Annotated in this window: 19 protein-coding genes; 17 read left to right on the forward strand and 2 right to left on the reverse strand. The window is 72.0% G+C overall.

The genetic code is table 11. The features are described from left to right. Positions 1 to 30: 30 nt before the first annotated feature. The gene (gene ftsY, locus CP982_RS29820) at positions 31 to 1,260 is read left to right on the forward strand and encodes a signal recognition particle-docking protein FtsY (RefSeq protein WP_150513293.1); all 1,230 of its coding nucleotides are present in this window, start codon (positions 31 to 33) and stop codon (positions 1,258 to 1,260) included. A gap of 229 nt (positions 1,261 to 1,489) precedes the next feature. Here the strand turns inward: ftsY and CP982_RS29825 are convergent, their stop codons facing one another. Continuing rightward, positions 1,490 to 2,290, reverse strand: coding sequence for a bifunctional DNA primase/polymerase (locus CP982_RS29825; protein ID WP_229878448.1), 801 nt, complete (start codon positions 2,288 to 2,290; stop codon positions 1,490 to 1,492). Between the two features lie 530 nt (positions 2,291 to 2,820). Between CP982_RS29825 and nsdA the strand changes: the two genes are divergently transcribed. From nsdA to ftsH, 6 genes are all read left to right on the forward strand, one after another. Further along, the gene (gene nsdA / locus CP982_RS29830; protein ID WP_150513294.1) at positions 2,821 to 4,305 is read left to right on the forward strand and encodes a transcriptional repressor NsdA; all 1,485 of its coding nucleotides are present in this window, start codon (positions 2,821 to 2,823) and stop codon (positions 4,303 to 4,305) included. A 382-nt stretch (positions 4,306 to 4,687) separates the two neighbouring features. Next, positions 4,688 to 6,061: an ammonium transporter gene (locus CP982_RS29835; RefSeq protein WP_150513295.1), complete on the forward strand. Its 1,374-nt coding sequence runs from the start codon at positions 4,688 to 4,690 to the stop codon at positions 6,059 to 6,061. Beyond that, positions 6,058 to 6,396: a P-II family nitrogen regulator gene (locus tag CP982_RS29840; RefSeq protein ID WP_150513296.1), complete on the forward strand. Its 339-nt coding sequence runs from the start codon at positions 6,058 to 6,060 to the stop codon at positions 6,394 to 6,396. Before CP982_RS29835 ends, CP982_RS29840 begins: the two co-directional genes overlap by 4 nt. An 86-nt stretch (positions 6,397 to 6,482) precedes the next feature. Further along, the gene (locus tag CP982_RS29845) at positions 6,483 to 8,933 is read left to right on the forward strand and encodes a [protein-PII] uridylyltransferase (RefSeq protein WP_150515769.1); all 2,451 of its coding nucleotides are present in this window, start codon (positions 6,483 to 6,485) and stop codon (positions 8,931 to 8,933) included. A 134-nt stretch (positions 8,934 to 9,067) separates the two neighbouring features. Next, complete coding sequence (ffh, locus tag CP982_RS29850; RefSeq protein WP_150513297.1) at positions 9,068 to 10,627, forward strand: signal recognition particle protein; 1,560 nt, start codon at positions 9,068 to 9,070, stop codon at positions 10,625 to 10,627. A 128-nt stretch (positions 10,628 to 10,755) separates the two neighbouring features. After that, a complete protein-coding gene (gene ftsH / locus CP982_RS29855; RefSeq protein WP_150513298.1) occupies positions 10,756 to 12,687 on the forward strand; it encodes an ATP-dependent zinc metalloprotease FtsH in 1,932 nt (643 codons plus the stop codon). Between the two features lie 77 nt (positions 12,688 to 12,764). Here ftsH and CP982_RS29860 read toward each other — a convergent pair whose 3' ends face one another. After that, positions 12,765 to 13,616 (reverse strand): class I SAM-dependent methyltransferase, encoded by an 852-nt coding sequence (locus CP982_RS29860; protein WP_150513299.1) that lies wholly within the window; start codon positions 13,614 to 13,616, stop codon positions 12,765 to 12,767. Positions 13,617 to 13,830: 214 nt separating this feature from the next. On the opposite strand from CP982_RS29860, the gene proS reads away from it, so the two are divergent. From proS to lepB (CP982_RS29910), 10 genes are all read left to right on the forward strand, one after another. Next, positions 13,831 to 15,246 carry a proline--tRNA ligase gene (proS, locus tag CP982_RS29865; protein ID WP_150513300.1) on the forward strand — a complete coding sequence of 472 codons (1,416 nt, stop codon included), beginning with the start codon at positions 13,831 to 13,833 and terminating at the stop codon, positions 15,244 to 15,246. A 280-nt stretch (positions 15,247 to 15,526) separates the two neighbouring features. Then, complete coding sequence (locus CP982_RS29870) at positions 15,527 to 16,123, forward strand: hypothetical protein (protein WP_030675946.1); 597 nt, start codon at positions 15,527 to 15,529, stop codon at positions 16,121 to 16,123. Between the two features lie 294 nt (positions 16,124 to 16,417). Then, complete coding sequence (gene rpsP / locus CP982_RS29875) at positions 16,418 to 16,846, forward strand: 30S ribosomal protein S16 (RefSeq protein WP_150513301.1); 429 nt, start codon at positions 16,418 to 16,420, stop codon at positions 16,844 to 16,846. Positions 16,847 to 16,848: 2 nt separating this feature from the next. Further along, a complete protein-coding gene (locus tag CP982_RS29880; protein ID WP_030361979.1) occupies positions 16,849 to 17,088 on the forward strand; it encodes an RNA-binding protein in 240 nt (79 codons plus the stop codon). Positions 17,089 to 17,195: 107 nt separating this feature from the next. Next, positions 17,196 to 17,795, forward strand: coding sequence for a ribosome maturation factor RimM (gene rimM, locus CP982_RS29885; protein WP_150513302.1), 600 nt, complete (start codon positions 17,196 to 17,198; stop codon positions 17,793 to 17,795). Beyond that, positions 17,795 to 18,616: a tRNA (guanosine(37)-N1)-methyltransferase TrmD gene (trmD, locus tag CP982_RS29890; RefSeq protein WP_150513303.1), complete on the forward strand. Its 822-nt coding sequence runs from the start codon at positions 17,795 to 17,797 to the stop codon at positions 18,614 to 18,616. The genes rimM and trmD overlap by 1 nt, the downstream gene beginning before the upstream one ends. Before the next feature lie 179 nt (positions 18,617 to 18,795). Next, the gene (rplS, locus tag CP982_RS29895) at positions 18,796 to 19,146 is read left to right on the forward strand and encodes a 50S ribosomal protein L19 (RefSeq protein WP_150513304.1); all 351 of its coding nucleotides are present in this window, start codon (positions 18,796 to 18,798) and stop codon (positions 19,144 to 19,146) included. Between the two features lie 45 nt (positions 19,147 to 19,191). Continuing rightward, complete coding sequence (gene lepB, locus CP982_RS29900; RefSeq protein WP_150513305.1) at positions 19,192 to 19,914, forward strand: signal peptidase I; 723 nt, start codon at positions 19,192 to 19,194, stop codon at positions 19,912 to 19,914. Further along, positions 19,907 to 20,989 (forward strand): signal peptidase I, encoded by a 1,083-nt coding sequence (gene lepB / locus CP982_RS29905; RefSeq protein WP_150513306.1) that lies wholly within the window; start codon positions 19,907 to 19,909, stop codon positions 20,987 to 20,989. Before lepB (CP982_RS29900) ends, lepB (CP982_RS29905) begins: the two co-directional genes overlap by 8 nt. Next, positions 20,874 to 21,890 carry a signal peptidase I gene (lepB, locus tag CP982_RS29910; RefSeq protein WP_150513307.1) on the forward strand — a complete coding sequence of 339 codons (1,017 nt, stop codon included), beginning with the start codon at positions 20,874 to 20,876 and terminating at the stop codon, positions 21,888 to 21,890. The genes lepB (CP982_RS29905) and lepB (CP982_RS29910) overlap by 116 nt, the downstream gene beginning before the upstream one ends. The last annotated feature ends 26 nt before the right edge of the window (positions 21,891 to 21,916 follow it).

Below are 21,916 nucleotides of genomic sequence, written 5' to 3' on the forward strand. Positions count from 1 at the left end.
CGACGGGCCATGACTGATACTGGGTGGGTTATGGAAATCCTCATCCTCGCTGTAGTCATCGCCGTGGTCGTGGTCGGCGCGATCGGCGGGCTCGTCGTCGGCAGCCGCAAGAAGAAGCAGCTGCCGCCGTCCCAGGCCCCGTCGAGCACGCCCACCATCACCGCACCCCCGGCCGAGCCGCACGTCGGCGACGAGGCCGAGACGCCGCGCGACGAGCCGCGCCGCACCATCGAGGAGGTGGACCTGCCGGTCGCCGAGCCGTCGGCGTCCGCCCCCGTCGTGGTCGAGGAGCCCGAGGCTCCCGCGGCCCCCGAAGCTCCGGAGATCGAGACCCCGGAGCCCACCGCGGGCCGCCTGGTCCGGCTGCGCACCCGCCTGTCCCGCTCGCAGAACGCGCTCGGCAAGGGCCTGCTGACCCTGCTCTCGCGCGAGCACCTCGACGAGGACACCTGGGAGGAGATCGAGGACACCCTCCTCACCGCCGACGTCGGCGTCGCCCCCACCCAGGAGCTGGTCGAGCGGCTGCGCGCGCGCGTGAAGGTGCTCGGCACCCGCACCCCGGAGGAGCTGCGCGCCCTGCTGCGCGAGGAGCTCCTGCAGCTCGTCGGCACGGACTTCGACCGCGCCGTGAAGACCGAGTCCGGCCTGGAGACCCCGGGCATCGTGATGGTCGTCGGTGTGAACGGCACCGGCAAGACCACCACCACCGGCAAGCTCGCCCGCGTCCTCGTCGCCGACGGCCGTTCGGTCGTCCTCGGCGCCGCCGACACCTTCCGTGCCGCCGCCGCCGACCAGCTCCAGACCTGGGGCGACCGCGTGGGCGCGCGCACCGTGCGCGGGCCCGAGGGCGGCGACCCGGCCTCCATCGCCTTCGACGCCGTCAAGGAGGGCATCGCCGAGGGCGCCGACGTCGTGCTCATCGACACCGCGGGGCGCCTGCACACCAAGACCGGCCTGATGGACGAGCTCGGCAAGGTCAAGCGCGTCGTCGAGAAGCACGCGCCGCTCGACGAGGTGCTGCTCGTCCTGGACGCCACCACCGGCCAGAACGGCCTGGTGCAGGCCCGGGTCTTCGCCGAGGTCGTGGACATCACCGGCATCGTCCTCACCAAGCTCGACGGCACCGCCAAGGGCGGCATCGTCGTCGCCGTCCAGCGCGAGCTGGGCGTGCCGGTCAAGCTGGTGGGCCTGGGCGAGGGCGCCGACGACCTGGCGCCGTTCGAGCCCGAGGCCTTCGTCGACGCGCTGATCGGCGACTGAGCGCTCCGCTGGTTCTGCGGCGCCTTGCCGTCGCTTGTCTGCGGGTGCGTCGTGGCTGGGTGCGCCCGCGCGGCGGAGCCGCACATCGACACAGCCCCGCGCCCCTTTGGGCACTCCCGCACCGCGCCAGACCAAGAGAAGGGCCCCACCCCGGGGTGCAGCCGGGGCGGGGCCCTTCCGTGTGGGGCGTCCCGCGCGCGGGTGGTGCGCCCCCGCGTGTGTGCGGGCGCTACGCCGGTGAGCGGTGGGCCACGTACGCCAGCGTGCCGAGGACCAGACGGGCGTGCGGGGGGCTCGTCGCGGAGTCCGGGTCGGGCGCGCGCAGCCAGCGCACCGGGCCCAGGCCCCCGCGGTCGGACGGCGGCGCGGTGATGTGGCTGCCGGGGCCGAGTCCGTGCAGGTCGAGAGCCGCGTCGTCCCAGCCCATGCGGTAGAGCAGCTGGGGGAGTTCGGCGGCGGCGCCGGGGGCGACGAGGAAGTGCGTGCGGCCGTCGGGCGTGGCCGCCACCGGGCCGAGCGGGAGGCCCATCCGCTCCAGGCGCACCAGGGCGTGGCGCCCCGCGGTCTCCGCGACCTCGATGACGTCGAACGCGCGGCCGACCGGCAGCATCACGGCCGCCCCGGGGAACTGCCCCCAGGCGTCGGTCACTTCGTCGAGCGTGGCGCCCGCCGGGACCTCCGGCGCGAAGTCGAGCGGGTGTGCGCCGGGGGCCGGGCAGCCGGCGGCGCCGCAGGAGCAGTGGCCGTCCTGGGCGCGCGCCCCCGGCACCACGGCCCAGCCCCACAGGCCCGTGTACTCGGCCACCGCGGTGCAGTCGGACGCGGCGGCGCGCCCCCGCCGCCGTGACGCGGCGCGCGGCTCCTTGGGCTCCTTCGCGCGGCCGGGCTCCCGGTCGCCCGCCGCCCGGGCCGTTTCGCCCGCGTCCTTCGCCCCGCGGAGTCCCGTGTCCTTCGTCCCGCGGTCGGTTGTCCCGCGGTCACCGGAACGGGGCTCTTTGGTCCCCCGGATGCCGCCGATCGTGAAGCCCATGCCCCCTCCAACGGGTCGAGTGCGCCGTGGTTACGTGACGGAATCGGATCGTGACGCTCTGTCTTGAGCCTGTCTTAAGCTGTGTTGAGCCGTCTTGAGAGTCGCCGGGCGTCGCTGTTTGGACGTCTCAAGCCGACTTTCGCTGACTTTCGCCGACTTCCGCCGTCAAGTGCTCACGGCGCTCGGGGGATTCGGGGGTGGTGTGCCCCGCATCCTGCGCCCCCGTGTGCTCCGTTCCGCCGACTCTCGGTTGTTCTGTGTCAAGTGAATCGCGTGCGGCGGGCCGGGAGTTCATTCGAAGGGGTGGCGAATGGTGGCGTTTCCGGGATCGCCCTCGCCGGAGGGGTGATCGTAGGATTACTTTCAGTGCATGGAGTCGGGAGCGGAGCGCGCTCGCGGGTATGCCGGAGGCAAGTCGGCTTCCCGTTCGATGGGTGACATTCTCCGGACGGGCGGCCGCAGCACGCGGCATTCTGTTAGGGCTTGACCGAGGACCGCGTACAAGTGTCTTGAGGGATGGGGGCGTTCCAGTGGGCGGCAGTAGCGGTGGCGGTGCGAACGCCGAGAAGCGCCCGAATGAGATGCTCAGCTCCTGGTTCGTGCGCAGCGGCTGGTCGAAGGGCGAGCTGGCGCGCCAAGTGAACCGCAGAGCGCGGCAGTTGGGCGCGCACCACATCTCCACGGACACCTCGCGCGTCCGGCGCTGGCTCGACGGGGAGAATCCGCGCGAGCCCATCCCGCGCATCCTCTCCGAGCTGTTCTCGGAGCGCTTCGGCTGCGTCGTCGCCGTCGAGGACCTCGGCCTGCGCGCCGCCCACCAGTCGCCCTCGGTCTCCGGCGTCGACCTGCCCTGGACGGGACCGCAGACGGTCGCGCTGATCAGCGAGTTCAGCCGCAGCGACCTGATGCTGGCCCGGCGCGGCTTCCTCGGCACCTCGCTCGCCCTGTCCGCGGGCCCGGCCCTGATCGAGCCCATGCAGCGCTGGCTGGTGCCGGGGCCCTCCACCGCCCAGGTGGTGGCGGAGGCCGAGCCCCAGCAGTTCCCCGGCCGGCGCCCCGGCCGCCTCTCCGGGCCGGAGCTGGACCTGCTCGAATCCACCACGGTGATGTTCCGCCAGTGGGACGCCCAGTGCGGCGGCGGCCTGCGCCGCAAGGCCGTCGTCGGCCAGCTGCACGAGGTGACCGACCTGCTCCAGGAGCCCCAGCCCGAGTCCACCGCCAAGCGCCTGTTCAAGGTCGCCGGTGAACTGGCCGAGCTCGCGGGCTGGATGAGCTACGACGTGGGGCTCCAGCCCACCGCCCAGAAGTACTTCGTCCTCGCGCTGCACGCCGCCAAGGAAGCGGGCGAGAAGCCGCTCGGCTCGTACATCCTCTCCAGCATGAGCCGCCAGATGATCCACCTCGGCCGCCCCGACGACGCCCTGGAGCTCATCCACCTCGCCCAGTACGGCAGCCGCGACTGCGCGAGCCCGCGCACCCAGGCGATGCTGTATGCGATGGAGGCCCGCGCCTACGCGGGCATGGGCCAGCCCGGCCGCTGCAAACGGGCGGTGCGCATGGCCGAGGACACCTTCACCGACGCGGACGACTGGGACGAGCCCGAGCCGGACTGGATCCGCTTCTTCTCCGAAGCCGAGCTCAACGGCGAGAACGCCCACTCCTTCCGCGACCTCGCCTATGTGGCGGGCCGCAGCCCGACCTACGCCTCCCTCTCCGAGCCCGTCATGGAGCGCGCCGTCGAGCTCTTCGGCAAGGACCCCGAGCACCAGCGGTCGTACGCGCTGAACCTCATCGGCATGGCTACCGTCCACCTGCTCCAGAAGGAGCCCGAGCAGAGCATGCTGCTCGCCAGGGACACCCTGCGCATCGCCAAGAAGGTGCGCTCCGAGCGGGTCAACACCCGGCTGCGCAAGACCGTGGACAACGCGGTGCGGGACTTCGGCGACGTCCCGGAGGTCGTCCACTTCACCGAGCAGCTCGCCCAGGAGATGCCGGAAACCGCGGAGGCCGTCTGACGGCCCGAGACCCCCGCCGACCCCTCCAGGGCCCCCGGGCCCGACGCCCCAGGACTCCGGCCGCGGCAGCCCATCCCGAACAGCCCGACTCGGCTCCCTCACGCCAGGTCATCCGGATGGCGCCGCGGCCGGTTGGCTGCTTCCCGCCGTGCGCGCCCTTCCGGGGCCGCCGCGGTTCGGGAGGATATGTCCGCACCCCTGTCCGCACCGTCGAATTCATGCACGCGTAACACGTACGACCTCTTCGTCACTGGTGCGAAACATCGAGCGGCACTGGCCGAAACCGCGCTGCGCCAACCTCGTGCCGCATAACCGGCCCACCGTCCTCGCTCCGCCGAGGCCGCAGCCCGCACGGGCCGTATCCGACGACGAGGAGACTGCGATGCCCCCAGGCATCACGCTTGCCGCAGACGCCCCGGAGCTGTCTGCCGCCAACACCGGGTTCATGCTCATCTGCTCCGCCCTGGTGATGCTCATGACGCCGGGTCTCGCCTTCTTCTACGGAGGCATGGTCCGCGTCAAGAGCACCCTGAACATGCTGATGATGAGCTTCATCAGCCTGGGGATCGTCACCGTCCTGTGGGTGCTCTACGGCTTCTCCCTCGCCTTCGGCACCGACCACGGCAGCCTCATCGCCTGGGACTCCGACTACGTCGGCCTCGGCAACATCGGCCTCACCCAGCTGTGGGACGGCTACACCGTCCCCGTCTACGTCTTCGCGGTCTTCCAGCTCATGTTCGCGATCATCACGCCCGCGCTGATCAGCGGCGCCCTCGCGGACCGCGTGAAGTTCACCGCCTGGGCCCTGTTCGTCACGCTGTGGGCCACGATCGTGTACTTCCCCGTCGCCCACTGGGTGTGGGGCACCGGCGGCTGGGCCTTCGAACTCGGCGTGATCGACTTCGCGGGCGGCACCGCCGTCCACATCAACGCGGGCGCCGCCGCACTCGGCGTCATCCTCGTCATCGGCAAGCGCGTCGGCTTCAAGAAGGACCCCATGCGGCCGCACAGCCTGCCGCTCGTGATGCTCGGCGCGGGCCTGCTGTGGTTCGGCTGGTTCGGCTTCAACGCCGGGTCCTGGCTCGGCAACGACGACGGCGTCGGCGCGCTGATGTTCCTCAACACCCAGGTCGCCACGGCCGCCGCCATGCTCTCCTGGCTCGTCTACGAGAAGCTGCGGCACGGCGCGTTCACCACGCTCGGCGCCGCCTCCGGAGCCGTCGCGGGCCTCGTCGCCATCACCCCGTCAGGCGGCTCCTGCTCCCCGCTCGGCGCCCTCGCCATCGGCGCCGTCGCCGGACTGCTGTGCGCCATGGCCGTCGGCCTGAAGTTCCGGTTCGGCTACGACGACTCCCTCGACGTCGTCGGCGTCCACCTCGTCGGCGGCATCGCGGGCTCCCTCCTCGTCGGCCTCTTCGCCACCGGCGGCGGCCAGTCCGACGCGAAGGGCCTCTTCTACGGCGGTAACCTCGACCAGCTCGGCAAGCAGGCGGCGGGCGTCGGCGCCGTCCTCGCGTACTCCTTCCTCGCCTCCGCCGTGCTCGCCCTCCTCATCGACAAGACGATCGGCATGCGCGTCGGCGAGGACGAGGAGGTCGGCGGCATCGACCAGGTCCAGCACGCCGAGACGGCGTACGACTTCAGCGGCGCGGGCGGCGGCACGGCGCCGCGCACCACGACCGCCGTGCCGGGCCCCCAGCCGCAGTCCGCCGCCTCCTCCGCGGCCAAGCAGAAGACCAAGAAGGTGGACGCATGAAGCTCATCACCGCGGTCGTCAAGCCGCACCGGCTCGACGAGATCAAGGAAGCCCTCCAGGCCTTCGGCGTCCAGGGCCTGACCGTCACCGAGGCCAGCGGCTACGGACGCCAGCGCGGACACACCGAGGTCTACCGCGGCGCCGAGTACACCGTCGACCTCGTACCCAAGATCCGCATCGAGGTCCTCGTCGAGGACGACGACGCCGAGCAGCTCGTCGACGTCATCGTGAAGGCAGCCCGCACCGGCAAGATCGGCGACGGCAAGGTGTGGACGCTGCCCGTCGAGACCGCCGTCCGCGTCCGGACCGGGGAGCGCGGCCCCGACGCCGTGTGACCCCCGGGCGCCGCGTCACGGGCGCCCGGACGACGTGCCGTAACCGCCCTGGAGACCGTGGGACCGTGGAGAACAGGAGCCGCCGGGTGACGAGTGTGGACGTACGAACCGAAGCCGAGGACTCCGGTCCTAGCGGCTACGCGGCGGCCCGGCTCCGCCTCCTGCACCAGGAGGCGCGGTCCGGGCCGCCGCGCCGTTCCGCCCTCGCCGAGCTCACCGACGGCTGGCTCAGCGGTCTGTTCGCCGCGGGCGCCGCCGACCTCGGGGCGCCGCGCGGCGCCGCCCTCGTCGCCGTCGGCGGCTACGGCCGCGGCGAGCTGTCCCCGCGCAGCGACCTCGACCTGCTGCTCCTGCACGACGGCAGCGCCGGGCCCGGCGCCCTCGCGGCCCTCGCCGACCGCATCTGGTACCCGGTGTGGGACCTCGGCCTCTCCCTCGACCACTCCGTACGCACCCCCGCCGAGGCCCGCGCGACGGCCGCCGACGACCTCAAGGTCCAGCTCGGCCTCCTCGACGCCCGGCACGTCGCGGGCGACCTCGGCCTCACCACCGCGCTGCGCGCCACCGTCCTCGCCGACTGGCGCAACCAGGCGCCCAAACGGCTCCCGGAGCTGCGCGAGCTGTGCGCCGAACGGGCCGAGCGACAGGGCGAGTTGAGCCACCTTCTCGAACCCGACCTGAAAGAGGCGCGCGGCGGCCTCAGGGACGCCACCGCCCTGCGCGCCGTCGCCGCCTCCTGGCTCGCCGACGCGCCCCGCGAAGGCCTCGCCGACGCGCGCCGCGCCCTGCTCGACGTACGCGACGCACTGCACCTGACCACCGGCCGCGCCACCGACCGGCTCGCCCTCCAGGAGCAGGACCAGGTCGCCGCCGAACTGGGCCTCCTGGACGCCGACACCCTGCTGCGGCAGGTCTACGAGGCGGCCCGCACCCTCTCCTACGCCGGTGACGTCACCTGGCGCGAGGTCTCCCGCGTCCTGCGCGCCCGCGGCGCCCGGCCGCGCCTTCGCGGCCTCCTCGGCGGCGCGCGGACCACCGCCGCCGAGCGCTCACCGCTCGCCGAGGGCGTCGTCGAGCAGGACGGCGAGGTCGTCCTCGCCCGGGCCGCGCGCCCCGAGCGGGACCCCGTCCTGCCGCTGCGCGCCGCCGCGGCCGCCGCCCAGGCGGGCCTGCCGCTGTCCCTGCACGCCGTGCGCCACCTGGCCGCCACGGCCAGGCCGCTGCCCACGCCCTGGCCCGCGGAGGCCCGCGAACAGCTCGTCACCCTGCTCGGCGCCGGGCGACCCACCGTTCAGGTGTGGGAGGCCCTGGAGGCCGAAGGCCTGATCACCCGGCTCCTGCCCGACTGGGAGCGGGTGCGGTGCAGGCCGCAGCGCAACGCCGTGCACACCTGGACCGTGGACCGCCACCTCGTCGAGACGGCCGTACGGGCCTCCGCGCTCACCCGCCGCGTCGGACGGCCCGACCTGCTCCTCATGGCCGGGCTCCTGCACGACATCGGCAAGGGCTGGCCCGGCGACCACTCCGTCGCCGGGGAGATCATCGCCCGTGACGTGGCGACCCGGATCGGCTTCGACTCCACCGACGCCGCCGTGCTCGCCCGCCTCGTACGCCACCATCTGCTCCTCGTCGAGACCGCGACCCGGCGCGACCTCGACGACCCCGCCACCGTGAAGACCGTGGCCGAGGCCGTCGGGACCCAGGGCACCCTGGAGCTGCTGCACGCGCTCACCGAGGCCGACGCCCTGGCCACCGGGCCCGCCGCCTGGTCCTCCTGGCGCGGCTGCCTGGTCACGGACCTCGTCCGCCGCGTCGGCGCGGTCCTCGCCGGGAACGAGCCGGTCGAGCGCCCGGAGCCGCCCGCGTCCGCCGAGCAGGAGCGGCTCGCCCTGGAGGCGTTCCGCACCGGCGGGCCCGTCCTGTCGCTGCGCACCCGGGCGGGACCGGCCCCGGAGGAGCCCGCCGAGGGCCTCGGCGTGGAACTGCTCATCGCCGTGCCGGAGCGGCCGGGGATCCTCGCGGCCGCCGCCGGGGTGCTCGCCACCCACCGCCTGACCGTCCGCACGGCCGAGCTGCGCGTCCTCGAACTGCCCTCGGAGGTCGGGGGTTCGGTGCTGCTGCTCGACTGGCGGGTGGCCGCCGAGTACGGCTCCCTGCCGCAGGCCGCCCGGCTCCGCTCCGACCTCGTACGGGCCCTCGACGGCTCCCTGGACATCGCCGGGCGCCTCGCGGAACGGGACGCGGCCCACCCCCGGCGGCGCGGGGTGCTCGCGCCGCCGCCGCGCGTCGCCGTCGCGTCGGCGGGCTCACGGCGTGCCACGGTCATCGAGGTCCGGGCCCAGGACGCGCCTGGCCTGCTGCACCGGATCGGCCTCGCCCTGGAGGCGGCCGGGGTACGGGTGCGCAGCGCCCATGTGTCGACCCTCGGGGCGAACGCCGTGGACGCGTTCTACGTCACCGGGGCCGACGGGGGGCCGCTGGCGGGGGAGCGGGCGGCCGAGGTGGCGCGGGGGGTGGAGGCGGCCCTGCGGGGCTGAGGCGGTCCGCCGGACGCCCCCGGCCCCCGGGTTCTCGCCGGTCGGCTGACGGCAGGCAGGGACGCTCGGCTTGCCGGGCCAGATACCCTGGGGTGCAACGCTTACCATCGCCGACCCTGAGGACCGACTCCGCCGTGTTCGATACTCTCTCCGATCGCCTTTCAGCGACCTTCAAGTCTCTCCGGAGCAAAGGACGTCTGAGCGAGGCGGACATCGACGCCACGGCGCGCGAGATCCGTATCGCCCTGCTGGAAGCCGACGTGGCGCTCCCTGTCGTCCGCGCCTTCATCAAGCAGGTGAAGGAGCGCGCGGCCGGGGTCGAGGTCTCCCAGGCCCTGAACCCCGCCCAGCAGGTCATCAAGATCGTCAACGAGGAACTGGTCGCGATCCTCGGCGGCGAGACCCGTCGTCTGCGCTTCGCCAAGACCGCGCCGACGGTCATCATGCTCGCCGGTCTTCAGGGTGCCGGTAAGACCACCCTCGCCGGAAAGCTCGGCCGCTGGCTGAAGTCGCAGGGCCACTCGCCGCTGCTCGTGGCCTGTGACCTCCAGCGCCCGAACGCCGTGAACCAGCTCAGCGTCGTGGCCGAGCGCGCGGGCGTCGGCGTCTACGCGCCGCAGCCGGGCAACGGCGTCGGCGACCCGGTGCAGGTCGCCAAGGACTCCATCGAGTACGCCAGGACCAAGCAGTTCGACGTCGTCATCGTCGACACCGCGGGCCGCCTCGGCATCGACCAGGAGCTGATGCAGCAGGCCGCGGACATCCGCGACGCGGTCAGCCCGGACGAGGTCCTGTTCGTCGTCGACGCCATGATCGGTCAGGACGCGGTCAACACGGCCGAGGCGTTCCGCGACGGCGTCGGCTTCGACGGCGTGGTGCTCTCCAAGCTCGACGGTGACGCCCGCGGTGGTGCGGCCCTGTCGATCGCGCACGTCACCGGCCGCCAGATCATGTTCGCGTCGAACGGCGAGAAGCTGGACGACTTCGACGCGTTCCACCCGGACCGCATGGCGTCCCGCATCCTCGGCATGGGCGACATGCTCACGCTGATCGAGAAGGCCGAGCAGACCTTCTCGCAGCAAGAGGCCGAGAAGATGGCCTCCAAGCTGGCCTCCAAGAAGGGCCAGGACTTCACGCTCGATGACTTCCTGGCGCAGATGGAGCAGGTCAGGAAGATGGGCAGCATCAGCAAGCTGCTCGGCATGCTGCCCGGCATGGGGCAGATCAAGGACCAGATCAACAACCTGGACGAGCGGGACGTGGACCGCACGGCCGCGATCATCAAGTCGATGACGCCGGGCGAGCGCCAGGACCCGACGGTCATCAACGGCTCGCGCCGCGCCCGTATCGCCAAGGGTTCCGGCGTCGAGGTCAGCGCCGTGAAGAACCTGGTCGAGCGGTTCTTCGAGGCCCGCAAGATGATGTCCCGCATGGCTCAGGGCGGCGGCATGCCGGGGATGCCCGGGATGCCGGGCATGGGCGGCGGCCCCGGTCGGCAGAAGAAGAAGCAGAAGCAGGCCAAGGGCAAGCAGCGCTCGGGCAACCCGATGAAGCGCAAGCAGCAGGAGGAGGACGCCGCCGCTCGGCGTGCCGCGGCCGAGGAGGCCGGCGCGGGCGGCGCGTTCGGCCTGCCGGCCGGGCAGGGCGGCAAGGACTTCGAGCTGCCGGACGAGTTCAAGAAGTTCATGGGCTGAGCCCGGGCGGCCCGCCGCGCGGCGGGGCTCACTTCGTACGGCATCTGGGGCGCTTCCTCGTGTGAGGGGGCGCCCCAGACGTCGTACGGGCGGGTGCCGGTGGTTGCTTTGTGACGTAACGTCCGCTTATGAGCAACCCCGTGCCGCCGCGCCAGAAGCCCGAGCAGCCCTGGCGCTCCGAGGGCGCTCCGGAGCCCCCGCCCGCACCGCCGCCCAAGCGGAAGATGCCCGGCGGCTGGATGGGGCTCATCCTCACGGCCCTGATCGTGTACCTGATCGCCAATATCGTCCTCTCCTTCTTCAACGAGGGCGACGAGCCGACCATCTCGTACACCGAATTCAGCAAGCAGGTCGACGACGGCAACGTGTCGAAGCTCTACTCCAAGGGCGACGCGATCCAGGGGCAGCTCAAGAAGGAGCAGAAGGACCCGGACGGCGACGGGAACTACACGAAGTTCAAGACCCAGCGGCCCGCGTTCGCGGACGACAAGCTGTGGGAGGACCTGACCAAGAACAAGGTCACGGTCACGGCCGAGCCGGTGGTGCAGGAGCGCAGCTTCCTGTCGAACCTGCTGATCTCGCTGGCGCCGATGCTGCTCCTGGTGGTGCTGTGGATCTTCATCGCGCGGCGGATGGCGTCCGGCATGGGCGGTGCGGGCGGGATGCTCGGGCGCAAGCAGCCGCCGAAGCCGGTGGAGCTGGAGCCGGGCAAGAAGCGGACCACGTTCGAGGACGTCGCGGGCATCGACGAGGTCGAGGGCGAGCTGAACGACGTCGTCGACTTCCTGCGGAACCCCGAGGAGTACCGGAAGATGGGCGCCCGGATGCCCGGCGGCGTGCTGCTCGCGGGACCTCCGGGCACGGGCAAGACGCTCCTCGCGCGGGCGGTGGCGGGCGAGGCGGGGGTGCCGTTCTTCTCGGCGTCGGCCTCCGAGTTCATCGAGATGATCGTGGGCGTCGGCGCCTCGCGGGTGCGGGAGCTGTTCGCGGAGGCCCGCAAGGTCGCGCCCGCGATCATCTTCATCGACGAGATCGACACCATCGGCCGTGCGCGCGGCGGCGGCAGCGGCATGGGCGGCCACGACGAGCGCGAGCAGACGCTCAACCAGATCCTCACCGAGATGGACGGCTTCTCCGGCTCGGAGGGCGTCATCGTCATCGCGGCCACGAACCGCGCCGACATCCTGGATCCGGCCCTGACACGCCCCGGCCGCTTCGACCGGATCGTGAACGTCTCGCCGCCCGACCGGGGCGGCCGCGAGGCCATCCTCAAGATCCATACGCGGGCGATCCCGATGGCGGCCGACGTCGACCTGGCCCAGGTGGCGCGCACCACGCCGGGGATGACCGGCGCGGACCTCGCGAACCTCGCCAACGAGGCGGCCCTCCTCGCGGTGAAGCGCAAGCAGTCCGCCGTCACCCAGGCCGACCTCTCCGAGGCCCTGGAGAAGGTCCAGCTGGGGGCCGAGCGGCCGCTGGTCATGCCGGACGAGGAGCGGCGCCGCACGGCGTACCACGAGAGCGGCCACGCCCTCCTCGGCATGCTGCAGCCGGGCGCCGACCCCGTCCGCAAGATCACCATCGTGCCGCGCGGCCGTGCCCTCGGCGTCACGCTCTCCACTCCGGACGCCGACAGGTACGCGTACACGGAGGAGTATCTGCGCGGCCGCATCATCGGCGCGCTCGGCGGCATGGCGGCCGAACACGTCGTCTACGGGGTCATCACCACGGGCGCCGAGAACGACCTGGAGCAGGTCACCAACATCGCGCGCGGGATGGTCGCGCGCTGGGGCATGAGCGAGCGCGTCGGCCGCCTGTCGGCCCTGCCGAACGACGCCCAGCAGGCGTACGGCCTCGCGGCCGCCCCGGAGACCCTCGACACCATCGACGGCGAGATGCGGCGCATCGTGGACGAGTGCTACGAGAGTGCCTGCCGTCAACTGCGTGACCACCGTGGCCAGTTGGACGCCCTGGCCGACGCCCTGATGGAGAACGAGACCCTGGAGGAGGCGGACGCCTACCGGGTGGCCGGGATCACCCGGCTCACGAAGGAAGGCTGAGGCCACAGGGGCGGATATCGGCGTACGGGTCCTACGAAGAGGGCGGTAGCGGCAATCGTGTTCTACGGGGAGGGCCGTTAGGGCGTTCGGGCGATGAGGTAGCGGAACACGTTCGGCATCCATATGGTGCCGTCGCGGCGCTGGTGCGGGTGCAGGGCCTCGGTCAGCTCCTTGTCGACCTGTGCCTGGTCCGTCGCGCCGACCGCCGCGTCGAACAGGCCCGTGGACAGCAGCCCGCGGACCGCGCTTTCGGTGTCCGCGTAGCCGAAGGGGCAGGCCACGCGGCCCGAGCCGTCGGGCCTGAGACCCGCTCGCTGGGCGACGTCCTCCAGATCGTCCCGGCGGGCCGGGCGCCAGCCGCCGGCGCCGCGCAGCGGGTCGGCGAGCTTCGTCGCCACCCGGAGCACCGACGAGGTCGTGCAGCGCTCCGGCGGGCCCCAGCCCACCAGGACCACCGGCGCGCCGCGCTCGGCGAGCGGCGCCGCGACGTCGAGCAGGGCCGACAGGCCGTCGGCGTCGCCCGCCGTGCAGCCGATCGGCTGGAACGCGGTCACCAGGGTGTACGCGGGCGCGTCCGGCGTGGCGGCCTCGGGGGAGCCCTCCAGGAGGCGTGTGCCGGCGTGCGCGGCGAAGGGGCCGTCCGGTGTGAGCCGTTCGCGGGCCAGCGCGAGCCGTTCGGGCGCCGAGGGCTCGACGCCGGTCACCGCGGCGCCGCGCGAGGCCGCCATCAGCAGGGCGAGCCCGGAGCCGCAGCCCAGGTCGAGCAGGCGGGTGCCGGAGCCCACTTCGAGCCGCCGGTACACCGCGTCCACGAGGGGGACCAGCATCCTCTCCTGGATCTCCGCCCAGTCACGCGCGCGTGCGCACCGGTCCACACGTGGGGGTGCACCCGCGCGCGAGGGGTGTGGGTGCACGAGCGTAGGTGTCATCGAAAGCGCCCCAATCCGCCGAGAGTTGTCCAGCTGATTCCTTACGATGCGTCCGCCCCCATGACGTGCGTTCGCTCTCCCCCGTATGCCAGGGAACTCCGCTTCCGTCGTGGCGTCCAGGGGTTGTCAGGCAATGCTTGCGTGCCCCCGTCGTGCGCCCCGGCGGAGCGATATTTCCGGACCCTTCAGACGGCTCGGACGTACCATGCGCGCCATGGCAAAGGCACCCGTACTCACGCCCCGCGCGGACGATTTCCCCCGCTGGTACCAGGACGTGGTCAGCAAGGCCGAGCTGGCCGACAACGGCCCGGTGCGCGGCACCATGGTCATCCGTCCCTACGGCTACGGCCTGTGGGAGCGCATGCAGCAGGAGATGGACGCGCGCATCAAGCGCACCGGTGCGCAGAACGCGTACTTCCCGCTGTTCATCCCGCAGTCGTATCTGACGCGGGAGGCCGAGCACGTCGAGGGCTTCGCGCCGGAGCTCGCCGTCGTCACGCACGGCGGCGGCAAGGAGCTGGAGGAGCCGGTCGTGGTCCGGCCCACCTCGGAGACCATCGTCAACGAGTACTTCTCCAAGTGGGTGCAGAGCTACCGCGATCTGCCCCTGTTGATCAACCAGTGGGCCAACGTGGTCCGTTGGGAGCTGCGCCCCCGGCTCTTCCTGCGCACCTCGGAGTTCCTGTGGCAGGAGGGGCACACCGCGCACGCGACGTACGAGGACGCGCGGGACTTCGCCGCCCGGATCCACCGGGACGTCTACGGCGCCTTCATGCGGGACTTCCTCGCGATGGACTTCGTGCTCGGCCGCAAGACCGCCAAGGAGCGCTTCGCCGGGGCCGTCAACACCCTGACGCTCGAAGGGATGATGGGCGACGGCAAGGCCCTCCAGCTCGGCACCAGCCACGAACTCGGCCAGAACTTCGCGCGCGCCTTCCACACCCAGTACCTGTCCAAGGACGGCACGCAGGAGCTGGTCTGGCAGACCTCCTGGGGTTCCACGACGCGTCTGGTCGGTGCCCTGGTGATGATGCACGGCGACGACGACGGCCTGTGCGTGCCGCCGCGCCTCGCGCCCGTGCAGGTCGTCGTGCTGGCGGTGAAGGACGACGAGGCCGTGCTTGCCAAGGTCCGCGAGGTGGGCGAGCGGCTGACGGCGGCGGGCGTGCGCGTCCAGGTCGACGACCGTACGGACACGCCCTTCGGGCGGCGCGCGGTCGACTGGGAGCTCAAGGGCGTGCCGGTGCGCGTGGAGATCGGCCCGCGCGACGTGGCGGGCGGCACCGCGATGCTCGTGCGCCGCATCGCGGGCGGCAAGCGGCCGGTGGCTCTCGACGCCCTCGCCGCGCTGCTGCCCGCCGTCCTGGAGGAGGACCAGGAGCTGCTCCTGGCCCGGGCCCGGGAGCGCCGGGAGTCCCGTACGAGTGAGGTCACCGGCGTGGACGAGGCCGTGGAGGCGGCCGCCGCCGGTGGGTGGGCGCGTCTGCCGTGGGCCGCGCTCGGCCCCGACGGCGAGGCCCGGCTCGCCGAGCACGGCGTGACCGTACGGTGTCTGGTCACGGAGGACGGGGCGGTGCCGGACGCCGATGAGACACCCGGTAACGTCGCCCTCGTGGCGCGCGCTTATTGAGACTTGGGGTTCCGGTCGGGCTGCGTTCCCGAGGCCCTCGACGGCTTCCCCTGGGCGACGCTGTGCGCCCTGCGCAACAGGCGCCCCGGCGCGCGGAGTTGACCCGAGCGCCGGGGCGTACGCGCCGCTACGTACCGGCTTGATGCGAGCTGCGAGGCTTCTCCGCAGATCAGCGCACCCGCCCTCGTCCGGACGCATCAATGGCAACTGACGGGTAAGTGCAAAATATTTGAGATGCCCCGGAATGGAACCCGGAGGCACCTCGGCTCGTTGTCACGACGTGAGCACGACACCACCTGTTCTCGCCGCAGAGCTGGCACAGGCGTGGGCCGATATTCAGCGGCACCACCCTGAGCTGCCGGACCTAGCCGCGCCCGAATCCCTGATCGGAGAGTCGTCGTCCGCCTGTGGCGCCGAGCTCTCCTTCGAGCGACTGCTGCATGAAGCAGTCCACGGCATCGCCGCAGCCCGCGGTGTGCGCGACACTTCACGCGCGGGCCGCTATCACAACCGCAGATTCCTCGCGATCGCCGAGGAGCTGGGCCTGGACCATCCCGAGGAGCCGCATCCGAGCAGCGGCTTCTCCCTGGTCACGCTCAACCCCGAGGCCAAGAAGCGCTACCGCCCGACGATGGACCGGCTCCAGCGCGCCCTCAAGGCGCACACGGTCGCGACCGCGGCGGACACCTCACGCACCTTCCGCGGCCCGGCCGCCCGGCACGGCTCCTCGGGAGGCGGCGTCCGCGTGAAGGCCGTCTGCGACTGCGGGCGCAACGTCCGCGTCGTCCCTTCGGTGCTCGCCCAGGCCCCCATCATGTGCGGCGGCTGCGGCAAGCCCTTCCGCATCCCGGAAGTGGTGGGCGTGGGCGCGGGGTGACCCCCTGTGCAGGGGGGTGATCCTTTCCCCAGGGCGACGCTGCGCCCTGGGGTGTCCCTCGCGTGCGGGCGAGGGGTGCTGTTGGTGAACGGGGGGCGCCCCTCCCGTGCCGGTGGGGGCACGGTCGGCTGAGGGCACCCACGCCGGGGTGTGGCACAATGGCTAGCTGTACTCGACAGTCGCACAGGACCCCTCTCTCCTCCGGCTGACGCGTCCATCGGGCCACTCGGGTACCGCAACCCCACGCGGCATCTCGTTGTGCCCACCCACGTCAATCCAGGAGAACCCACTCCCGTGGCAGTCAAGATCAAGCTGAAGCGTCTGGGCAAGATCCGTTCGCCTCACTACCGCATCGTCGTCGCCGACTCCCGTACCCGCCGTGACGGCCGGGCCATCGAGGAGATCGGTCTGTACCACCCGGTGCAGAACCCCTCGCGCATCGAGGTCAACTCGGAGCGCGCGCAGTACTGGCTGTCCGTCGGCGCCCAGCCGACCGAGCCGGTCCTCGCGATCCTGAAGCTCACCGGTGACTGGCAGAAGCACAAGGGCCTGCCGGCCCCGGCGCCGCTGCTGCAGCCCGAGGTCAAGTCCGCGCGCCCGTCCTTCGAGGCCGTCAGCGCCGAGGATGAGCCCAAGGGTGAGGCCATCACCCAGAAGGCCAAGAAGGCCGACAAGAAGGCGGACGAGGCCAAGGCCGAGTCCACCGAGTCGACCGAGGCCTGAGCATGCTCGAGGAGGCTCTCGAGCACCTCGTGAAAGGCATCGTCGACAACCCCGACGACGTGCAGGTGGCCTCGCGCAACCTGCGCCGGGGGCGCGTCCTCGAAGTCCGGGTCCACCCGGACGACCTGGGCAAGGTGATCGGCCGCAACGGCCGCACCGCACGCGCTCTGCGCACCGTCGTGGGTGCCATCGGCGGCCGTGGTGTCCGCGTCGACCTCGTCGACGTGGACCAGGTTCACTGAACCGTACGCAGCACCGGCTCGGGCCGGGGAGGGCCTCAGGGCCGTCCCCGGCCCGAACCAGTTTCGGGCCCAGGCCCCAGTCGCAGGTAGGGACAGGAGAGACACCAGTGCAGCTCGTAGTCGCGCGGATCGGCCGCGCCCACGGCATCAAGGGCGAGGTCACCGTCGAGGTGCGCACCGACGAGCCGGAGCTGCGGCTCGGCCCCGGCGCCGTGCTCGCCACCGACCCCGCCGCCCGGGGACCGCTGACCATCGAGACCGGCCGGGTGCACAGCGGCCGCCTCCTGCTGCGCTTCGCGGGCGTCGGCGACCGCACCGGCGCGGAGGCCCTGCGCAACACCCTGCTCATCGCCGAGGTCGACCCGGAGGAGCTGCCCGAGGACGAGGACGAGTTCTACGACCACCAGCTGATGGACCTCGACGTCGTCACCAAGGACGGCACCGAGGTCGGCCGGATCACGGAGATCTCCCACCTGCCCTCGCAGGACCTCTTCATCGTCGAGCGGCCGGACGGCAGCGAGGTGATGATCCCCTTCGTCGAGAGCATCGTCACCGAGATCGACCTGGAGGAGCAGCGGGCCGTCATCGACCCGCCGCCCGGGCTCATCGACGACCGCGCCGAGATCGCCTCCGGCAGGGACGCCGAGAGCGCCCCCGAGGACGGCTCCGCAGCGGTGCGGGACGCCCGGAGCGAGGGCGACGCCTGATGCGGCTCGACGTCGTCACGATCTTCCCCGAGTACCTGGAACCGCTGAACGTCTCGCTCGTCGGCAAGGCCCGCGCGCGCGGCAGCCTCGACGTGCACGTGCACGACCTCAGGGAGTGGACGTACGACCGGCACAACACGGTCGACGACACCCCCTACGGCGGCGGCCCCGGCATGGTCATGAAGACCGAGCCCTGGGGCGACGCCCTGGACCAGGTCCTCGCCGACGGCTACGAGGCGGGCCGCTCGGCGCCCGCCCTGGTCGTCCCGACGCCCAGCGGGCGCCCCTTCACCCAGGAGCTCGCCGTCGAGCTGTCCGAGCGCCCCTGGCTGGTCTTCACGCCCGCGCGCTACGAGGGCATCGACCGCCGCGTCATCGACGAGTACGCGACTCGGATGCCCGTCTACGAGGTCTCCATCGGCGACTACGTCCTCGCGGGCGGCGAGGCCGCCGTCCTGGTCGTCACCGAGGCCGTGGCCCGGCTCCTGCCGGGCGTGCTCGGCAACGCCGAGTCCCACCGCGACGACTCCTTCGCCCCCGGCGCCATGGCCAACCTCCTGGAGGGCCCCGTCTACACCAAGCCGCCCGAGTGGCGCGGCCGCTCCATCCCGGACGTCCTGCTCAGCGGCCACCACGGCAAGATCGCGCGCTGGCGCAGGGACGAGGCGCTGCGCCGCACCACCGCCAACCGGCCCGACCTGATCGAGCGCTGCGAGGCGTCGGCCTTCGACAAGAAGGACCGCGAAATGCTCTCCATACTGGGCTGGGAGCCCGAGCCCGGCGCCCGATTTTGGCGCAAGGCGGATGACGTGGAAGAATAGGCAGCTGCTGTGCGTCCAGCGTGCGCCCCTGCCACAGGGGGACACGACGCCCGCCCGACGCGTCCAGCGGCCTCCGTGCCGCGCGTTTCCCCGGAAGCGCCCGCGCGTACGGAAGTACCCCGAATCTCATCACGACATACCGCTGATGACCTGTGGCATCAGCGAGGAAGCAGACGATCATGTCTCACCTGCTCGACTCCGTCGACGCCGCGTCGCTGCGCAGCGACATCCCGGCCTTCCGTCCGGGTGACACCGTCAACGTCCACGTCCGCGTCATCGAGGGCAACCGCTCCCGTGTGCAGCAGTTCAAGGGCGTAGTCATCCGTCGCCAGGGCGCCGGTGTCCGCGAGACCTTCACGGTCCGCAAGGTCTCGTTCTCCGTCGGCGTCGAGCGCACCTTCCCGGTGCACACCCCGATCGTCGAGAAGATCGAGCTCGTCACCCGCGGTGACGTGCGTCGCGCCAAGCTGTACTACCTGCGCGACCTGCGCGGCAAGGCCGCGAAGATCAAGGAGAAGCGCGAGAGCTGAGCTCTGGCGCGGGTCCACAGCGGGGCCGGATAACATCTGGCCCCGATGGACACCGAAGCACAGCACGCGGAGCGCGACCGCTCCTCCCCACCCCCCGAGTCCACCCCCGCGAGCGCGGGCGAGCCGGACACGGAGGGTACGGAGGAGCGGTCGCGCTCCGTTTTCGCGTCCTTCGTGGCCTGGCTGCCCGGCGGTCGCCTCACCCTGGGCGCGCTGTTCAGCGTGGTCGTCCTGCTGCTCGTCACCACCTTCGTGGTGCAGCCCTACGAGATCCCGAGCGGATCCATGGAGCCCACGTTCCGGGTCGGCGACCGGATACTCGTCAACAAGTTGGCGTACCGTTTCGGATCCGGGCCGCAGCGCGGTGACGCGGTCGTCTTCGACGGCAGCGGCTACTTCGGAGACGCCGACTACGTGAAGCGCGTCGCGGGCGTCGGCGGCGACCGGGTGGTCTGCTGCGACAAGCGGGGGAGGATCAAGGTGAACGGCCAGCCGGTCGACGAGCCCTATCTCTTCCCGGGGGACAAGCCCTCCAAGGTGCCCTTCGACGTCGTCGTGCCCGACGGCAGGATCTTCGTCCTCGGCGACCACCGCAGCGACTCCAGTGACTCGCGCGACCACCTGGGGTCCCCGGGCGGCGGCATGATCCCCGTGGACGACGTCATCGGCAGGGCCGACTGGATCGCCTGGCCGCTCGGCCGCTGGACCTCGCTGAAGCGCCCCGACGTCTACGCGCGCGTGCCGGCGCCCGGCGGCACCCATGGGTAGCCGCGGCCGGGCGAAGGCGCCCGAGGGTGCCGACACCGGGCTGCCCACCGGCACGCGCCCGACGAGCGGCCCCGTACTGCCCGGCCGCGCCGAGCGGCGCAAACTCGCCAAGAAGGTCAAGCGCCGCAGGCGCCGCTCCGCGATCAAGGAGATACCTCTCCTCATAGGCGTGGCCCTGCTCATAGCGCTGGTCCTGAAGACCTTCCTGGTGCAGGCCTTCGTGATCCCCTCGGGCTCCATGGAGCAGACGATCCGCATCGGGGACCGCGTCCTGGTGGACAAGCTCACCCCCTGGTTCGGCAACAAGCCCGAGCGCGGCGACGTCGTCGTCTTCAAGGACCCCGGCAACTGGCTGGAGGAGGAGCGGGCCAAGAAGAAGGACGACCCCGTGGTGGTCAAGCAGATCAAACAGGGCCTGACCTTCATCGGCCTCCTCCCGTCCGACGACGAACGCGACCTGATCAAGCGGGTCGTGGGCATCGGCGGCGACACCGTGAAGTGCTGTGACAAGAACGACAAGGTCACCGTCAACGGCGAACCGCTGAACGAGCCGTATGTGCACCCGGGCAACAAGCCGTCCGACTTCGCCTTCGAAGTGAAGGTGCCCGAGGGGCGCCTGTTCGTCATGGGGGACCACCGCGCGGACTCCGCCGACTCCCGCTTCCACCGCAACGAGAAGTTCAGCGGCACCGTCTCCGAGGACGAGGTCGTCGGCCGTGCGCTCGTCATCGCCTGGCCGCTCGGACACTGGCGCAAACTGGAGGAACCGGATGCGTACGCGTCGGTGCCCGACGCGCCCGACGGGTCGGACACGGCCACAGGTGCGTCGCATAGGGTGGCCCCCGGCGATCGCGATGGAATGACCGGGCTCCCGACCCCTGCGGAACTCCCGCTCGTTATGGGAGTGGTGGGCCTGCGTCGCGTACGGGGCAGGCAGCGGCACGGACTGAGGAGTGGATGTGGGGGATGTGGCGGTCGGCGCACGATCCGGACACGATGGGCCCGAGGAGCGGCCGAGGCACTCCGGGGAGCCCGCGCCCGCGCCACCGGAGGGCGGCGTGAACGCCGCCCCTGACACCCCGGCTCCGGGCAACGCCGGAGCACCGGGCGAGCCCGGGGCGCCGGGGCAGGCGCCCGGTGCCGCGCCCGGGACGCAGGACCAGCAGCCCGGTGGGACCGGCAGCGAGCCGCCGAAGCCGCCCGAGCCGGCGAAGGGCAAGAAGCACAAGTCCTTCTGGAAGGAGCTGCCGCTCCTCATCGGCATCGCGCTCGTCCTGGCCCTGATCATCAAGACCTTCCTGGTGCAGGCCTTCTCGATCCCCTCGGACTCGATGCAGAACACGCTCCAGCAGGGCGACCGGGTCCTGGTCGACAAGCTGACGCCGTGGTTCGGCTCCGAGCCCGAGCGCGGCGAGGTCGTCGTCTTCAAGGACCCCGGCCACTGGCTGGACGGCGAGCCCACGCCCGACCCGAACGCCGTGCAGCGGGTCCTCGGCTGGATCGGCCTGATGCCGTCCGCCGACGAGAAGGACCTCATCAAGCGCGTCGTCGGCGTCGGCGGCGACACCGTGGAGTGCAAGGGCACCGGCCCGCTGAAGGTCAACGGCAAGGCGCTGAACGAGCCGTACGTCTACCCGGGCAACACCCCCTGCACGGATGACGACCAGGGCGGCCAGTTCAAGATCACCGTGCCCAAGGGCAAAATCTGGGTCATGGGTGACCACCGGCAGAACTCGCTGGACTCCCGCTACCACCAGAACCAGCCCGGCGGCGGCTCCGTCCCCGTGGACAACGTCGTGGGCCGCGCTTTCGTGATCGCCTGGCCTCCCACCCGCTGGGGCACCCTGCCGGTCCCGGACACCTTCGACCAGCCCGGCCTCAGCCAGGCGATGAGCGCGGCACCCGCCGCCCTCGGCCTCGCGGGCGCCGTGCCGCTCGTGCTGTGGCGCCGCCGCCGCGTGGCCCGCGCCGCCTGATCCCGGGCGGCACCAGGGTTTCTGGC

The sequence above is a fragment of the Streptomyces spectabilis genome (assembly GCF_008704795.1).
In the GTDB taxonomy this organism is placed as follows: Bacteria; Actinomycetota; Actinomycetes; order Streptomycetales; family Streptomycetaceae; genus Streptomyces; species Streptomyces spectabilis.

Bases quoted from the DNA above. Each gene is read 5' to 3' on its own strand.
- ftsY (WP_150513293.1), top strand. From the start codon at position 31: ATGGAAATCCTCATCCTCGCTGTAGTCATCGCCGTGGTCGTGGTCGGC.
- CP982_RS29825 (WP_229878448.1), bottom strand. From the start codon at position 2,290: ATGGGCTTCACGATCGGCGGCATCCGGGGGACCAAAGAGCCCCGTTCC.
- CP982_RS29835 (WP_150513295.1), top strand. From the start codon at position 4,688: ATGCCCCCAGGCATCACGCTTGCCGCAGACGCCCCGGAGCTGTCTGCC.
- CP982_RS29840 (WP_150513296.1), top strand. From the start codon at position 6,058: ATGAAGCTCATCACCGCGGTCGTCAAGCCGCACCGGCTCGACGAGATC.
- ftsH (WP_150513298.1), top strand. From the start codon at position 10,756: ATGAGCAACCCCGTGCCGCCGCGCCAGAAGCCCGAGCAGCCCTGGCGC.
- CP982_RS29860 (WP_150513299.1), bottom strand. From the start codon at position 13,616: ATGACACCTACGCTCGTGCACCCACACCCCTCGCGCGCGGGTGCACCC.
- proS (WP_150513300.1), top strand. From the start codon at position 13,831: ATGGCAAAGGCACCCGTACTCACGCCCCGCGCGGACGATTTCCCCCGC.
- CP982_RS29880 (WP_030361979.1), top strand. From the start codon at position 16,849: ATGCTCGAGGAGGCTCTCGAGCACCTCGTGAAAGGCATCGTCGACAAC.
- trmD (WP_150513303.1), top strand. From the start codon at position 17,795: ATGCGGCTCGACGTCGTCACGATCTTCCCCGAGTACCTGGAACCGCTG.
- rplS (WP_150513304.1), top strand. From the start codon at position 18,796: ATGTCTCACCTGCTCGACTCCGTCGACGCCGCGTCGCTGCGCAGCGAC.
- lepB (WP_150513305.1), top strand. From the start codon at position 19,192: ATGGACACCGAAGCACAGCACGCGGAGCGCGACCGCTCCTCCCCACCC.
- lepB (WP_150513306.1), top strand. From the start codon at position 19,907: ATGGGTAGCCGCGGCCGGGCGAAGGCGCCCGAGGGTGCCGACACCGGG.